Annotated in this window: 13 protein-coding genes and 2 pseudogenes; 8 read left to right on the plus strand and 7 right to left on the minus strand. The window is 68.6% G+C overall.

Going from position 1 to position 14,827, the window contains the following annotated elements; genetic code table 11:
• Window positions 1-186 precede the first annotated feature (186 nt).
• Together ACQEVY_RS05675 and ACQEVY_RS05680 are read left to right on the plus strand one after the other, a co-directional pair.
• Complete coding sequence (locus ACQEVY_RS05675) at window positions 187-2,439, plus strand: molybdopterin cofactor-binding domain-containing protein (RefSeq protein ID WP_432945441.1); 2,253 nt, start codon at window positions 187-189, stop codon at window positions 2,437-2,439.
• A gap of 45 nt (window positions 2,440-2,484) precedes the next feature.
• The gene (locus ACQEVY_RS05680; RefSeq protein WP_432945443.1) at window positions 2,485-2,961 is read left to right on the plus strand and encodes a (2Fe-2S)-binding protein; all 477 of its coding nucleotides are present in this window, start codon (window positions 2,485-2,487) and stop codon (window positions 2,959-2,961) included.
• A gap of 114 nt (window positions 2,962-3,075) precedes the next feature.
• Here ACQEVY_RS05680 and ACQEVY_RS05685 read toward each other — a convergent pair whose 3' ends face one another.
• Together ACQEVY_RS05685 and ACQEVY_RS05690 are read right to left on the minus strand one after the other, a co-directional pair.
• A complete protein-coding gene (locus tag ACQEVY_RS05685) occupies window positions 3,076-3,438 on the minus strand; it encodes a hypothetical protein (RefSeq protein WP_432945445.1) in 363 nt (120 codons plus the stop codon).
• Window positions 3,425-4,096, minus strand: coding sequence for a hypothetical protein (locus ACQEVY_RS05690; RefSeq protein WP_432945447.1), 672 nt, complete (start codon window positions 4,094-4,096; stop codon window positions 3,425-3,427). Before ACQEVY_RS05690 ends, ACQEVY_RS05685 begins: the two co-directional genes overlap by 14 nt.
• A gap of 126 nt (window positions 4,097-4,222) precedes the next feature.
• Here ACQEVY_RS05690 and ACQEVY_RS05695 point away from each other — a divergent pair.
• A pseudogene (locus ACQEVY_RS05695) lies at window positions 4,223-4,414 on the plus strand (recombinase family protein); the annotation flags it as partial.
• A 198-nt stretch (window positions 4,415-4,612) separates the two neighbouring features.
• Here ACQEVY_RS05695 and ACQEVY_RS05700 read toward each other — a convergent pair.
• The 3 genes and pseudogenes from ACQEVY_RS05700 to ACQEVY_RS05710 all read right to left on the minus strand — a co-directional run bounded on the left by ACQEVY_RS05700 (window position 4,613) and on the right by ACQEVY_RS05710 (window position 6,713).
• Window positions 4,613-5,323 (minus strand): hypothetical protein, encoded by a 711-nt coding sequence (locus ACQEVY_RS05700; RefSeq protein ID WP_432945449.1) that lies wholly within the window; start codon window positions 5,321-5,323, stop codon window positions 4,613-4,615.
• Window positions 5,324-5,627: 304 nt separating this feature from the next.
• Window positions 5,628-5,741 (minus strand): annotated as a pseudogene (locus tag ACQEVY_RS05705) (Ku protein); the annotation flags it as partial.
• A 228-nt stretch (window positions 5,742-5,969) separates the two neighbouring features.
• Window positions 5,970-6,713, minus strand: coding sequence for an AraC family transcriptional regulator (locus ACQEVY_RS05710; protein ID WP_432955077.1), 744 nt, complete (start codon window positions 6,711-6,713; stop codon window positions 5,970-5,972).
• Between the two features lie 54 nt (window positions 6,714-6,767).
• Between ACQEVY_RS05710 and ACQEVY_RS05715 the strand changes: the two genes are divergently transcribed.
• On the plus strand, window positions 6,768-7,967 hold the full coding sequence (locus tag ACQEVY_RS05715) for an MFS transporter (protein WP_432945451.1): 1,200 nt from the start codon (window positions 6,768-6,770) through the stop codon (window positions 7,965-7,967).
• Between the two features lie 126 nt (window positions 7,968-8,093).
• Window positions 8,094-8,390, plus strand: a complete 297-nt coding sequence (locus tag ACQEVY_RS05720; protein ID WP_432945453.1) for a PLP-dependent transferase — start codon at window positions 8,094-8,096, stop codon at window positions 8,388-8,390.
• Between the two features lie 244 nt (window positions 8,391-8,634).
• Here the strand turns inward: ACQEVY_RS05720 and ACQEVY_RS05725 are convergent, their stop codons facing one another.
• Entirely contained in the window at window positions 8,635-9,816 is a 1,182-nt protein-coding gene (locus ACQEVY_RS05725) for a cytochrome P450 (RefSeq protein ID WP_432945455.1), read from the minus strand.
• Window positions 9,817-9,914: 98 nt separating this feature from the next.
• Between ACQEVY_RS05725 and ACQEVY_RS05730 the strand changes: the two genes are divergently transcribed.
• The 3 genes from ACQEVY_RS05730 (at window position 9,915) to ACQEVY_RS05740 (ending at window position 12,887) form a co-directional block, all read left to right on the plus strand.
• Window positions 9,915-10,532: a TetR/AcrR family transcriptional regulator gene (locus ACQEVY_RS05730; protein WP_029181127.1), complete on the plus strand. Its 618-nt coding sequence runs from the start codon at window positions 9,915-9,917 to the stop codon at window positions 10,530-10,532.
• A 389-nt stretch (window positions 10,533-10,921) separates the two neighbouring features.
• The gene (locus ACQEVY_RS05735) at window positions 10,922-11,593 is read left to right on the plus strand and encodes a PLP-dependent transferase (protein WP_432945458.1); all 672 of its coding nucleotides are present in this window, start codon (window positions 10,922-10,924) and stop codon (window positions 11,591-11,593) included.
• 34 nt (window positions 11,594-11,627) lie between these two features.
• Window positions 11,628-12,887, plus strand: coding sequence for a DUF418 domain-containing protein (locus tag ACQEVY_RS05740; RefSeq protein ID WP_432945460.1), 1,260 nt, complete (start codon window positions 11,628-11,630; stop codon window positions 12,885-12,887).
• Between the two features lie 1,065 nt (window positions 12,888-13,952).
• Here the strand turns inward: ACQEVY_RS05740 and ACQEVY_RS05745 are convergent.
• A complete protein-coding gene (locus ACQEVY_RS05745; protein ID WP_432945462.1) occupies window positions 13,953-14,333 on the minus strand; it encodes a hypothetical protein in 381 nt (126 codons plus the stop codon).
• Window positions 14,334-14,827 lie beyond the last annotated feature (494 nt).

Raw genomic sequence — 14,827 nt, forward strand, 5'->3', positions numbered from 1 at the left:
ATGAGGCTCGTCCACGGGGAGGCCACAGGTTTTAGTAGCCGTAACACTCGCTTGGCGCACCCCGAGCACGGTGATCGGTCGCACGACCGCGACCAACCCTTCACGGTTCCCGAGTTGCCCGGGTCTGCGTGCTCACAACAAACTGACTGCTACGCGCGGACAAGGGAGATCAAGGGAGATCACGCGATGGCGGAGACCACCGGCGGTGCCGACGAGCCGACTCCGAAGGGCGCTCTGGGCCGACGTACGCTCCTCACTTACCTGGTCGCCGCCCCCACCCTGACCGTGGCCACCGGCCTCGCTCCCGCCACAGCCGCGGCTGCCGATCCCACCGCGCCGACGCCTCCTTCGCTCGCCGAAGCGGCCGACCTCGGGGACCTGTTGATCCTTGCCGGTCTGCCCACGGCTCATCTGCTGGTGCTGACCATGGACGAGGAGGGCGCGGTCCACTTCCGGCTGCCACGAGAGGAGGTCGGCCAGGGCCTGACGACCGCCGTCGCGATGCTGGTGGCCGAGGAGATGGACGTACCCCTTGCCGCCGTCACGGTTCAACTCGACGACGCACGGCCCGAGTTGCTGTTCAACCAGCTCACCGGCAGCTCGAACTCGATCCGGTCGCTCTACGACCCGGTCCGCCGGACAGCGGCTGCGGCCCGGGCCCGTATGGTCGCGGCTGCGGCGAGACGGTGGGAGGTGCCGGTGGACGGGCTGGTCACCCGCGACGGCGTCGTCCAGGGGCCGGGCGGTCGTACGGCCTCGTACGCCTCGCTGTCCGTGGCCGCGGCGGCGAGCGAGAGCGGCGCCGTTCCCGGCCTCTCCCCCAAGCCCAAGCCCGAGTCCGAGCACGCGCTCGTCGGGACGCCGACCTCGCGGATCGACAGCCGCGCGATGGTCACCGGCCGGATGCGGTACACGCTCGACCTGGATGTCCCGGGCGCGCTTCCGGCGATGGTGCGCCGGCCGCCGGCTCTGGGCGGAACGGTGGATGCGGTCAGGAACGAGGCCGCCGTACGTGCGATGCCGGGCGTCGTCGAAGTGGTCGTCGTCCCCACGGGTGTCGCCGTCGTCGCCCAGACCTTCGGCCAGGCACTCGACGCGAAGGACGCGCTCGACGTCACCTGGCACGGCGGCACGGTCGACGGCCTTTCCGACACCGACATCCGCGCCGAGTTACGGTCCGCAGCGCCGCCGTTCGTCCTGCCGCCGCTGCTCACCAAGCGGCTGGACGCCGAGTTCGACTTCGCGTTCGTCAGTCACGCACCGCTGGAGACGAACTCCGCGATCGCCGACGTACGGTCCGACCGGGCGACCGTCTGGGCCGGGCTGAAGTCGCCCGTCGTCGCCCAGCAGACCATCGCCGCCGCCGTCGGTCTGCCGCAGGACAAGGTCACGGTGCATGTGGTGCAGGGCGGTGGGTCGTTCGGCCGTCGGCTGTTCTTCGACGCGGCGCTGGAGGCGGCGCTGGTGTCCAAGGCGAGCGGACGGCCCGTCAGGTTGATGTGGTCCCGCATCGACGACATGCGCCACGGCCGTATGCGCCCGGCCAGCCACCACCGGATCCGGGCCACCTACACAACCGGCTCCACGGGCCAGGTGCTCAGCTTCCGGCACCGGGTCGCGGCCGTGGAGACGGACTTCCGGCACGGGCTCGGGGAGATCCTCACCGCTTCGGGTGCGCAACTGCCGGGCGGCAACCAGGCCTTCGCCCAGACGCTGTTCTCCACCACGGTCCACTCGCCGTACGACTTCGGGCTCACGAGCCAGACCCTCGCCGAGGTCCCGCTGCGGATGCCGACGGCGTCCTGGCGCTCGGTGTACTCGGCGAACACCCGCGGCGCGGAGGAGGTCGTCGTCGACGAGCTGGCGGCGGAACTGGGGCAGGACCCGGTGGCGTTCAGGCGCAGGTTCCTCAAGACCGACCAAGACCGGACGGTGCTGGACCGGGCCGCCTCGGCCGGGGACTGGGGTCGTGCGATGGCGGACGGGTTCGCCCAGGGCATCGGCTTCCACGCCGAGTACAAGTCGCGCACGGCCTGTCTGGTCGAGATCGACGCCCGGGACCCCAAGGCCCCGCGCGTGACGAGAGCGGTGATCGCCGTGGACGTCGGGCGGCCGATCAACCCGCGCGGCCTCGAGGCGCAGATGCTCGGCGGGCTGACGGACGCGATCTCCACGACGCTGACCGCCGGACTGCACATCGACAAAGGGCTGCCGCTGGAGGGGAGTTACTCGCAGTTCCACTATGCGCGGCAGCGGAATTCGCCGACCGACGTGCAGGTCATCGTCATGCCCGCGCACGGCGAACCGGGCGGGGCGGGTGAGCTGGGCGTCCCGGCCGCGGTCGGCGCCATCGCGAACGCGTACGCCCGGGCCACCGGCACCCGTCCTCGCAGTTTCCCCGTCCACTTCCCCGTCGACTTCGAACCCTTCCCGCGCTGAGGCCCCCACCACAGGCCCGGCCCCACACCGCGCAGGAGCGCCCGCATGCCCCAGCACACCTTCACCGTGAACGGCACCTCCGTGACCGTCGACGCCCCCGCCGACCTGCCTCTGCTGTGGGTCCTGCGCGATCTGCTCGGCATCCGCGGGCCCAAGTACGGCTGCGGCATCGACGTCTGCAAGGCCTGCACCAGCCATCTGGACGGCGAAGCCGTCAACCCGTGCGTGGTCCCTGTCTCCGAGGCCGCCGGACGCCAGGTCACGACCATCGAGGGCCTCGCCGACGGAGAGCGTCTCCATCCTGTCCAGAAGGCCTGGCTGGAGCAGGACGTCCCCCAGTGCGGTTACTGCCAGCCCGGCCAGATCATGGCCGCCGTCGCCCTGCTGAAGAGGACCAGCAACCCCACCGACGCCGATATCGACGCGATCGACAACGTCTGCCGCTGCGGGACGTACTTCCGCGTCCGTGAGGCCATCAAGCTGGCGGCGGCGAAGATGGCGGCGGCCGAGACAGGCCGCTGATCAGCTGACGTGGGCGGCGATGGGTCGCGCGCACAGCAGAGACTCGGTACGCGTCGTGTCCACCTCCACGTCGCCTTCAGGACCCGCTGGTGTAGCCGAACGGGCCGGGGGTGTTCATGGGTGAGCTGCCGCGTCCTGCGGATGGGCTCCGGCGGGGTTCTCGTAGAGGCCGACGATCTGGCCGCGGTCGTTGATGCCTGCGGCCAGCGCCCGGGGCGCGCCGGGGACGGTGATCGGGGTGAATCGTCCCTGAACGCCGTCGGCCAGCAGATACCCGCGGGCCCCTGTCAGGTCGGGGTCGTCGTAGGCGCTGCCCACGATCTGGCCGCGGTTGCTGATGCCGGAGGCATCCGTGAACCGGGACCCCGGGGCCTGGATGGTGGTCAGTCGGCCGCGCTCCCACAGGAGGCCGCGGGTCGCGGTGCCAGCTGCATCGGAGGTGCAGCCCACGATCTGGCCGCGGTCATTGTTGTCCAAGGGGAACGGTGTTGGCCGCGCCGGGCACGTCGAGCGTGGTGAAGTGGCCGCGCTGCCACCGGAAGCCGTGCCTCCGGCCGTCCGCGTCGGTGTAACTGCCCACCAGCAAGCCGCTGTTGTTGACGGCGGACACACTGGTGCTGGGCGCGCCCGGGAACTCGAACCGGGTGACCTTGCCGTGGTCCAGCACGTACCCGATCGGCCGGGCCGAGTTGTTGACGATGGGGGTGTCCAGGCTGAAGGTGCCGGCGATCTGGCCGCGGTCGTTGATCTGGTTGGCTTCGGTGCCGCGGGCGCCGGGGAGGTTGAAGGTGGTGGTCCGGCCGCCCGGGTCCCGCAGCAGCCCAGACTCGCGGACGTCGGTTCGCACGTACTCGCCCACGACCGTCCCGCGGTTGTTGATGCCGGTCGGGAAGACCTGCACACCGGCTTCGGGCGCCTCGATGGTGGTGTAGCGACCGTGGTCCAACAGGAACCCGGGGACCGGGCTGCTCGGTGCGGTGGCCCGGCCGTCGCCTGAGCCCGGCGCGGGCATCTGCGCGGCGGCCGGTGCCTGTGCCCAGGCCGCGCCGACGGTGAGCGCGGCCAGAGAGAGTGCCGCTGCGGCGGCCCGGCGCAGGCGACCACGACGGACAACGGTGTGTGTGGTTGAAGGCATGCCGTGTTCCCTCCTCAAAACGTCGGTCCAGTAAGGGTGCGCAGGACGCGGCGAATCGGATGGGCCGCAGCGCAATCCGACGGCGCCAGCGGCACGAAGGCGTCCCGCCCGAAGCTCGACCTCGTCATGCAGCTGCTACGCGAGGGCGACACGCTGAAGGTCACCCGGCTCGACCGACTCTCCCGCTCCGTGCTCGACCTGGTGACCCTCGGCGCCGAGCTGCGCGGGCGCGGCGTCGAACTGCACGTCATAGAGCAGGGCATCGACACCGCCACCATGGAGAGCCGCGCGATGCTCGGCGTGCTCGCGGAGCTCCAACGTGAACTCATCGTGGCGAACACCAGCGACGGGCTCGCCTCCGCACGGGCCCGCGGCAGGGTCGGCTGGCGCCGACCCAAGCTCACCGCGGACCAAGCCGCGCTCGCCCAACGGCTCTACGACGAGCGGGAGAAGACAGTCCAGCAGATCGCCGACATGTTCGGCGTCCCGCGTTCGCGGAAGGGGCGGATGGAGACCTCACTCTCTGGCTTCGGCCGCAATCCAGTTCTGCCAGACGTGGATCGTGTTGGGCACCGCGGGGCGATCGAGGAGCCAAAGAACATAGCCAGCATGCCGCCGTGCCCATGGGTTGTCAGACCGAGCGGCAGTTTCAAGCCTGCCGCGCAGATCCTCACTGTCGACGGCTCGAGCAACGCGCAGGTACTCGCGGTCCTTGCAGCGGTACGCCCTCTGAACGACGATCTCGACCAGATCGGTGAGCTTCGTCCTGACCGTCTCGCAGTGGTCAGCGACCGCCACGTCCCGTATGAGGCTCTGTTTCGTGCCCCACTTCTTGGCATGCCGGGTCCACTCCTGCGGATACCTTGCCTCCCATTCCAGGAAGAGGAGCGCATAGGGCAGACCCCGCCATGTCCTGATGTCCCCGGGCGGGCGGTTCCACAACGCGTCGGGCAGCGAATACCTCCCGGCTTCGAGGTACGCATCATGTGCCTGCAGGAAGGCCGGATCCCGCCATCGCTCCTGCCCTCCAAGCGGCAGCGTCGAGCGCCACACCTCATTGAACCGACCAAGAGCATCCCGCACGTTCCCCTGGACATCAGCAAGACGGACCAGCGCCGCAGCCCGTTCGGCTGGATCGTCGGCTATCAGCCCGAACGCCCAGCCCAACCGCGCGTCCCACGTATGGGCTTCCTCAACGCTCGCACCGGCATCCGCTTCCTTCGTCACGCAGGAAATCATCCCCCAGGAACTACACCAAAGTGCATCGACCCTTGCACAGTCGGCGATCCCATGTGCTCGCCGCAGGACGTCCGGTGAAGCGGCGCGTAGTCGACAGGCGCTCTATGAGCAGGCCGCGCCGTGGCGAGCAGCCCGGAGAGGCGCCGAGAACGGAGACGCCGCGCTCGGTGCAGGTGTCCGGCAGTCGTCGAGGGCGGTGTGGTCCAGGAGCGTGTGGCGGCCGGTCGGGCTCACCTCTCTCGACTCACACCCCGACAACCTCGTTTCCGACACACCACCTGACTCGTGAACATCGCATCCGGTACAGGACGATGACGTCGTCGCGGACGCGGAGCAGGCCGAGGCGTTCGCATCCGCTCCAGGCGTATTTGGCCACTGCGACCTTCGACGACCGTTCCAGGGCTTCCGCAGTACTGGCAATCCCGGTGATTCATGGCTGCGGAAAGGCTCCCGGGATCGCCAGCATCTTCGGTGCCCACCATCACGACGGTGACGTTCCTGACGACCAGTGACAGTGTCCGAGCGTTCTGGGATCCGGACGCCGTCAAAGATGCCGAGGACGATGACTGAACCCCATGCCCCCGCGCCTCCTAGCGGGCCGCCCTGTCATGCCGCGAGTCGGCGGACTCGTCGGTCAGCCTGTCGGATGGGAGCCGGGTGTGTGGCCGAAGGTGCGCCGGAAAACGTCGATGAACGCGCTGGCTGAGGACCAGCCGCAGCGGTGTGCCACCGCGGTCACCGGTTCCCTCTCGGCCAGCAGGACCAGCGCGCGCTGAAGCCGCAATTGGGTGCGCCACTGGGGGAAGGTCATGCCGAGGTCGCTGCGGAAGAGTCGGGACAGCGTGCGGTCGCTCGCGCCGACCTGGCGGCCCAACTCGGCAAGAGTGCGGGGGTCGGCCGGGTTGGCCAGCAGGATCTCGCACAGCGTGCGCAGCAGGGGCGTGGCCGGTGTGGGCAGGTGCAGCGGTTCCTGGGGGGAGGCTCGCAACTGGTCAAGCAGTACCGCGCGCAGCCGGGTCCGTTCCGGGCTGTTGTCGTCGGGGGTGTGGGTGTAGGCGATGATCAGTTCACGCAGCAGGGGGCCGACGGCCAGCACGGTCGGTGCGTCGAGACCGAGCGGATTGTCGGTGGCGGGCACTCCCATCAGATGCAGTTCGAGTTCGCCGTGGGCCTGGTGGGCATGGACGACGCCGGCCGGGACCCAGATGGCACGGGTGCCGGGGGCGACCCAGGAGCCCGAGCTGGTCGTGACGGCCAGCACGCCGCGACCGGCGTAAACGATCTGGTGGTCGTCATGCCGATGGGCGTCGATTCCGCCGCCAGGGGCCAGCCGCTGGGTGCGCGTCGGAGCGATCGGCTCATGGCGGATTTTCGTCATCATTCGGCAGTTTATCGGAAGCGCGACACGAAGGCGGGCTCGAACCATGGTGGGGTGCGAAGGAATACATCGATCACTCTGCTGTCCGTCGGGCACGCCTGCGTCGACGTCTACCAGGGCGCCGTGGCGGCCCTGGTGCCGTTCTTCATCGCGGAGCGCGCCTACTCCTACGCGGTCGCCTCGGGCATCGTGCTGGCCGCCTCGCTGCTGTCCTCGGTGGCGCAGCCTGTGTTCGGTGCGCTCACCGATCGCTGGGCCATGCCCTGGCTGCTGCCGGTCAGCACGCTGCTCGGCGGTGTCGGCGTCGCGCTGAGCGGACTGAGCGGTTCGTACCCGCTCACGCTCGTGTTCGTCGCGATTTCCGGGGTCGGCGTGGCCGCCTACCACCCCGAATCCGCTCGTGTCGCCCGCATCGCCAGCCAGGGCAGTCACCGGGCCATGGGCTGGTTCTCCAGCGGCGGCAATATCGGCTTCGCGCTGGCCCCACTCCTGGTCACCGCCGTGGTGGCCAGCGGAGGACTGCGCTGGACGCCGCTTCTGGTGCTGCCGGCCCTCGTCGGCGCCGCGCTGTGCCTGCCCGTGGTGCGCGCCCTGCAGCAGAGCCAGGCAGACGGACCCGGCACGACGGTGCCGGCCGGAAGCGACGACATCGCCTCCTTCGTGAAGCTGTCACTGGCCGTGGTCTTCCGGTCGATCGCGTTCGTCGGTCTGAGCACCTTCATCTCGCTGTACGCCCGCCAGCGCCTGGATGGCAGCACGGCCGCCGGCACTGCGGCCCTGACCGTGCTCTACCTCGGCAGCGCGATCGGCTCGGTGCTGGGCGGATCCCTGGCGAGCCGCTGGGACCGGGTGACGGTCTCGCGCTGGTCGTACCTGATCACGGCCGCGGCCGTCGCGGGCGTCGTGTGGGTGCCGGGCCCGGCCATCTACCTGTTCCTGGCGCTGACCTCGGCCAGCCTGTATGTGCCCTTCTCGCTGCAGGTCACACTCGGCCAGGACTACCTGCCCTCGCGGGTCGGCACCGCCAGCGGGATCACCCTCGGCCTGACCGTCAGCATCGGCGGCCTGGCCAGCCCCGTCATCGGCAGCCTCGCCGACGCCACGTCCCTGCAGACCGCCCTGGCGCCGCTCGTCCTGATGCCCCTGCTGAGCTGTCTGCTCTTCCGTAACCTGCCCGAGCCGACCGCGCCGCACCTGGGGGCTGCTCGGCAGCCGAAGGCCGACGACCCAGACGTCACCCACGCGTCCGCCTAGCCGCCCGGCCTCCGCTGACCGGCTCGGGGTGACGTCAACGGGCGGAGAGCGGCTACGGACGGGGCTGCATCCGATGCCGCGTCAGTTCTGCGACTCCCATGTCATTGATCACCAAAGGACCACCTGATGGATACGGAGACACTTCTGATTCACGCCGCTCGGCAGGCCGCTGCCGCCGCACACTCAGTGAGCCCTCCGCTGATGCGTACGTCGACGACCGTGTTCGACTCGTTCGACGCTTACAAGCAGGCGCAGAACGCGCTGGTGTTCGACGGTCCGCGCTACGGCAGATCAGGCACCTCGACGACGTTCGAACTGCAACGCGCCATGGCCTGGTTTCGTAGGTGGGAGCGGACAACATTTGTCGGCGGTTTCCGGAAGCACTTAGCGATCACTCGGGTCGGAAATGTCGATGAGAAGTGACAACGCCGGAGGCCGCACCTGATCCATGCCGTGCGCCTGGGTGAGTTTGATCCAGACGATCGTGGTCCGATGCGGGTATCCGCTGGACGCGTTAGTCGGGGAGGTGCCTGGGGACGGTGATGCGGGCAGTGCTTGAAGGGCCGGATGGCGGTGGGGAGCCGGCAGTGAAGGGGCATTGCTCAAACTCGCAGACGTCGCGCTGCAAGTCGCCGAGCACACGTCGTTCTTCTCGACCTTGATCTGCCTACCAGGTGACCGGAAGTTCACGCACGCCGTAGACCGGCATGGCCGACCGCAGGGGCACTTCCTCGGGCGCGACAGTGAGACGCAGTGCCGGGAAGCGGCGAAGCAGTGCGGGGAGGGCGATGCGCACTTCGGCGCGGGCCAGTCGCTGCCCGAGGCACCGGTGGAGGCCGTGACCGAACGCGAGGTGTCCGGCCGTGGAGCGGGTGAGGTCAAGCGCGTCCGGGTCGGCGAAATGGTCAGCGTCCCGGTTCGCCGCGGAAAGTGCGACAGTGACGGACTCGCCGGCCATGATCAGGCAGCCGTGGAGCTGGATGTCCTCAAGCGCGACGCGGACCACGTGATGGATGATCGTGAGGTAACGCAGCAGTTCCTCGACCACCGTAGGGGCGTCTTCCTCCTTGCTGCGGACCTCGGCCAACTGTGCGGGGCTGGCCAGCAGAGCGAAAGTGCCCAGCGTGAGCAGGTTCGTCGTCGTCTCATGCCCGGCGGTCAGGAGCAGGAGCGCCAGTCCGGCCCTCTCGTCCGCGGTAAGTCCCTCGTGCGCAGCGAGCCCGCTGAGCACATCTTCCTCTGGCCAGGAACGCTTGTGGCGCAGCAGGTCCCGTAGATATGCCATGAGCTCCCTGACCGCCTCCTGCCGGCATTCCGGTGTGAGGTCGACGTTCAAGAGCGTGGCGGCGTTCCGCTGGAACCCCTGCCTGTCGGAGTAGGGCACCCCGAGCAGTTCGCCGATCACTTGTGACGGGACCGGCAGCGCGAATGCCTTGAACAGGTCGGCCGGGCCCCCGGCGAGCTCCATCGCGTTCAACTGGTCATTGACGATTGCCTCGATCTCCGGTTCGAGGAGCTTTATCCGGCGCACCGTGAAGTCACCGGTGAGCAACCGCCGATAGTGGTCGTGCTCGGGCGGGTCCATGCGGAGGAAGGACCCCGGCGGCACGGGCACGCTTGCCGGCTGGGCAACCGGTGAGCGCATGTGGTCAGGGCGGACGCTGAACCGGGGATCTGCCAGGATCGCCCGCGCTGCGGCGAAGCCGGTCACCAACCACCCCTGACCACCGTCGACGTAGGTCATCCGATGGATCGGGCCGAGCCCCTGCCGGCGGCGCAGCTCCTCTGGCGGATCGAACGGGTTCTGGCGGGCCGTGGGCATGACCACTGCCGGGGACGTGCTCTCCATCGGCCGCTCCTCGGTCGGTACGGACCTCCCAATGAAGCAGCACTCAATGCAAAACGTCAATGAATGCAAAATTACATCGCATGCGGTAAGGTGCTGTCGTGACCAGCGACCCAGGGCTGCGCCAGCGGAAGAAGATGCGCACGAGGCAAGCGCTCATCGAAGGCGCCCTGCGATTGTTCGCCGAGAAGGGTTACGACCAGACAACCGTGGCGGAGATCGCGGCCACCGCAGACATCGCGACACGGACCTTCTTCAGCTACTTCGACAGCAAAGACGACATCGTCTTCTTCGACGACAGGTCGCGGCTGGAGCGCGCGGTCGAGATCATCGGGGAACGGCAGCCCGGCGAACCGGTGGCCGACCTGCTGCGGCGCGTCATCGACCAGAGTGTTTTCGCGGACACGGACTCGGAGTTGGCACGGAAGGTCGGCCCAGCTCGGACCCGGCTGATCGCGTCGGTCCCGGCACTTCAGGCGCGCGAACTGCACCTGCTGTTCGACATCCAGCTACAGCTGACCGAAGCGCTCCACCTCGCTTGCCCCGAGCTGGACCTCGTCGAGGCCGCCGCGGCGGTGGGCTCGCTGGTCGGGGCGATCAAGGTCGTCGTCGCCGCATGCCAAAAGCGGGGCAACCGGCCGGAGCAGACCTACAAAGCCGTTCAAAGGGCCACCGACATCGCGATCGACGGCCTCAACTCGCTCCCCCGTCCGGCTTAGCCTGATCAGCGCACGCGCACTCGGTCGTGGCACGGATAGCGGTGAACGCAGTCTCTGGCCGGTTTTTGAGGCTCGGACGGGTCAGCCTGCGGCTGCACTCTGCGCCCGGCCAGACCGACTCCAACGCGGCCTTCACCGTGCGGAATCCGACTCCGTACTCACGCATCAAGGCCCGGTACGACATCCCTGCCCGGGCATCACGGCGGATCGCCGCGTACAAGTCGACCTTGGATTTCGGTGGCGCCATCGCTGCCCCATCCCGCAGAGCACGTCAATGCTTCCACCGCAAGCCCCCGGGTGTTGTCAGAACCCGAGACATCGCCCTCCGGCGAAACCGGGCGTTCCCCGCTCTGAACAACAAGTGGTGTCAGCTCCCACGTACAAAACCAATGGCCCAGATCGCGAACACCGAGACGTGTATCGCGACCAGCAGCGGGCTGGCGGCGATCACCGCCGCGCACGCCGGTCCCGGCCGCCACATCCTGGTCAGCGCGGGCGTGTACGGGCCCACGCGGGTCTTCTGCGAAACCGAACTGATCCCGTCCGACACCGATGTGGAGTACTTCGACCACGACGCCGGCATATCGGCTCTGCTGCGCGACACCACCAGAAAGCGACACTTGCTGTCGATCCCGCGTCCTGACACATCAGACACGACGGCGCACACCGCCATCTGCCGACTCATCCTTCACAGCTGTCCGTTTGACGGGTCTTCCGACCGCCCGGAGGACATCGACCGCTTCGCAGCCATGCGCCAGGAGCACCTGGCGAACGGGTGCTCGGTTCCGCTATCCGCTCTTCGAGCGGCGGCTGAGTTCGGCGGCGTACTGCGCGCGTCCGTCGCGGCCCGCAGGTCGCTGACGGTCCACCAACGGGTACTTCCAGCCCTGGTCATCAGGGCGCCGACCCTTCCGCGTCGCCGTAATCGCACAACTGTGACGCCGGAGAACCTACCGGTTCTGACACGAGGCGGGCCCCGCCCGGGAGTTGCCAACTTTGGTCGCGGCCCTCCGCCCCTGCATCATCCCTTGGTCGGCCGCCGCGCGACCGCCGACCGATAGCGGGACGTGTCAGGACCTCCTTAGCGTTGGGTCCATGACAATCGCGAGCAAAGAGAAGCCGGTGCGGCGCGGGGGCGTACGGGCCGAGGAGCGGGCGCTCGCACCCGACCTCGCGCGCGGATTCATGTTGTTGCTCATCGTCCTTTCCAACACGGCCTTCCATCTCTGGGCGGCGCGGGGCGGACCTTCGGGATGGCAGCCCGTGGACGGCTCGTGGCTCGACCACGCGGTGCAGTTCACCATGATCACCGTGCTGGACCTGAGGATCTATCCGCTCTTCGCGTTCCTCTTCGGCTACGGGATGATGCAGCTCTATCTGCGGCAGACGACCGCAGGCACCTCCGAGCGGGACACGGTCCGGATCCTGCGCAGGCGCAGTCTCTGGCTGATCGTCATCGGCCTGACACACTCCGCTCTGCTGATGGCGGGCGACATCGTCGGCTACTACGGAGTGCTGAGCCTCGTCCTCGGCCTCGTCTTCCTGCGTCGAAGCGAACGCGCACTGAAGTGGTGGATCTGGATCGGTGCCGCCCACCTGGTCCTCGTGTCGCTGCAGCCGGTCGTATCGGCTCTGCTCCAGGGAGAGTTGGGGTCCCTCGGGAACGCCGCCGACGCGGATGCGGGCTACGTGGCGTACGCCGCGGACGAGAAGAGCTGGCTCGACGCGGCCGGCACCCGCATCTCCACCGGCCTGTATGTCACCTCCGGCGGCCTGCTCACGCTCGTCGGCGGTGGCTACGTCATCTTCCTGCTCGGTTTCTGGGCGGCACGCCGCCGCGTCCTGGAGGAACCCGGGCTCCATCGGACCCTGTTGCGCCGCACAGCCGTCATCGGCATCACGGTCGGCTGGCTCGGCGCACTGCCCGCCGCGCTCGCCCACGTCGGGGCCCTCGACGTACCGGACGACGCGCAGAGCGAAACGGGAGCGCTCTTCCTGCTCCGGGAACTCACGGGCAACGCCGCCGGACTCGGCTACGTCGCCGCCGTCGCCTTGTTCGCGCACTGGTGGACGAGCAGGAGGACCCGACGGGGGTCAGCAGCCGCGGTGGCGGTCTCGGCGGTCGGCAAGCGGTCCCTGTCCTGCTACCTCGCGCACTCGCTGCTCTTCGCCCCGGTGCTGGCCGCCTGGGGCCTCGGGCTGGGCGAACACCTGACCAGCGCGACCATGGCGCTCTTCGCGGTCGGCGTCTGGCTGATCACTGTGGCGGGGGCGTACGCCCTCGAGCGGGCGGGGCGTCGAGGGCCGGTGGAGGTGGTGCTGCGGCGGCTGATGTACGGGGCGCAGGGCCGGTAACGCGGCTGGGCTGGGCCCCTCGGGGGATGGGGCCCAGCCCGGCGGTGTGACTTGGCTTGGTCGCTGCCGAGCGTTCCGTGGGTCGGTGACACGATGTCTGCGGGTTGTGTATGGCTGGTCGCGCAACTGACGGGGCGGACAGAGCAACCGTGGCGGACGGGGGCGGGCTGACTCGCCCCCTCGCCGAGAAGCCGTACGGCTCAAAGCACCCTCGGCGAACAGCTCCCACGCGTCGCTCACCTGGTAGGAGCGTTCGAGCCAGGTGCCGAGTTCGTCCATGTCGGTGGAGGAGAGAACGCGCTCGCGGACGGCATCCGGTACGTCGATCCGGCGCCACTGAAGATTGAGCAGAACGCTCTCCGCCCTCTCCTGGGCCAGCCCTTCCTCGCGTACCTGCTCGGCGAGCGGATGTCGCCAGAAGTACTGGATCGCCGCCATCAGGTCTCTCCACATCTGCTGGTCCTGGGCGTCTGCCAGGCATGAGTCGACGACCTGCACGAAGACCGCTGCACTGTCCGCGTCGATGGTCCGCGGGGCGGCTGCCAGGGATTCCAGTGTTGAAGGCCGACGCCACACACGGCCCCGAATTAACCATCCGGGAGTTGGGCGGGGTCTGCTCGCTGTCGTGCGCCGGTGCAGGTAACGACCGCCCGTACACCAGCAGCGACGTGATCGGCGGCGGGAGATGCCGACGTTCTCGGAGGTCCCGGCTGCAGAGGCCGGCACCGCCGCCGCGCGTTCAAGCGCGACCGTCTGGGCGCTCAGCGAGCGCGAGCCCGGCTGAGGCGGCCAGTACCGTGACCGGCCCGCGGGCAGGCGCGCGCTGGTGGTCCTCGATGACGAGGGCGGGGAAGGCGGGGAGGGCGTCACTGCCCGCGGTGCCCAAGACGCTGAGAATTCGCGCGTGGCACGCAGATGGCCACCAGCGGAGCCCCGGGCGGGTGCGGACGCAGCTGGTGGCCTTCATGATGCGACGAGTCGGTTACTCCGGGGATGGCAAGTGCCTATTCAGCGCCTGCTGGTTCGGCTCCCGAGCGGCGCGAGCACTCGTCACTCAAACGAAGTTCAGCAGCGGTTGGGTACGTTGCCCGTCTCGCTCCCCTTCAGCAGGCCGCCCCAGATCCAGCTCGTACCCGAGCCGAGCAGGACCCACTTGTTGTGAGAGTAGCCATGCTGGCTCACCCGCTCGCCGGGTGCCCAGCAAATGGCGCTGAGCCGGTAGTCGGCCGGGACCGAGTAGTTGATGCTGCACTGGGTGGACGCACAGCTGCGGATGTTCGCGCTGGTCCACGTGTAGACCCACGTGTTGGCGATGGTCACGTCGGACGTCGTTGCCCGGGCCTCCCGGTCGGCGGGCGTTGTCGCCGCGGCAGCAGGCGCAGACATGCCCGCGGCGGCCAGCATCCCTGCCGCGATCGTCGTTGTGACCTTGGCTCTCATATGCATGAGAAGAATCCCCCCTGTTGAACTTGATTTGCTGGGATATCCAGCGCGAAAGACGCTAACTGACACTAAGTCAGCCTAGTTAGTCATGTACTGGCCAATACGCGACTGAGAGGTGGCGCTCCGCTACGCCTGACCGGTAACCATGTCGTGAGCATCTGAGCAGGGAAATTCCCCGAAGACATAGCAACCGGCACCCGACCGCCGCCGGCCGGCACAGAGAAATCGATCACTCATAAGGGCCCGGAGAACCAAGTCGTTTCTTCCCTGGTTGCTCCTCCCTTTTGTGGCATGGGCATGCAGGAGACGGCCTGGCCACTGGGACATGGCGGGATCTCGCCCTCGAAGTCGCCGCGCCGAGCGCCGCGTGGGTGGCGATGGGCTCGGGCGGCTCGTTGTCGACGGACCGGTTTCGGATCTTGAACGTGACCCAGGGGGACCACTCGTTCTCGTACAGGCTGCCGGGATCGAGAGGCCGCTGATCATCTCCGCAGACG

Origin of the sequence: Streptomyces sp. CA-288835, from assembly GCF_050936385.1 — a bacterium.
Classification (GTDB): Bacteria; Actinomycetota; Actinomycetes; order Streptomycetales; family Streptomycetaceae; genus Streptomyces.

Coding starts and splice junctions, on each gene's coding strand:
- ACQEVY_RS05735 (WP_432945458.1), top strand. CDS start 10,922: ATGGCCCAGATCGCGAACACCGAGACGTGTATCGCGACCAGCAGCGGG.
- ACQEVY_RS05725 (WP_432945455.1), bottom strand. CDS start 9,816: ATGGAGAGCACGTCCCCGGCAGTGGTCATGCCCACGGCCCGCCAGAAC.
- ACQEVY_RS05710 (WP_432955077.1), bottom strand. CDS start 6,713: ATGACGAAAATCCGCCATGAGCCGATCGCTCCGACGCGCACCCAGCGG.
- ACQEVY_RS05740 (WP_432945460.1), top strand. CDS start 11,628: ATGACAATCGCGAGCAAAGAGAAGCCGGTGCGGCGCGGGGGCGTACGG.
- ACQEVY_RS05745 (WP_432945462.1), bottom strand. CDS start 14,333: ATGCATATGAGAGCCAAGGTCACAACGACGATCGCGGCAGGGATGCTG.
- ACQEVY_RS05675 (WP_432945441.1), top strand. CDS start 187: ATGGCGGAGACCACCGGCGGTGCCGACGAGCCGACTCCGAAGGGCGCT.
- ACQEVY_RS05690 (WP_432945447.1), bottom strand. CDS start 4,096: ATGCCTTCAACCACACACACCGTTGTCCGTCGTGGTCGCCTGCGCCGG.
- ACQEVY_RS05720 (WP_432945453.1), top strand. CDS start 8,094: ATGGATACGGAGACACTTCTGATTCACGCCGCTCGGCAGGCCGCTGCC.
- ACQEVY_RS05680 (WP_432945443.1), top strand. CDS start 2,485: ATGCCCCAGCACACCTTCACCGTGAACGGCACCTCCGTGACCGTCGAC.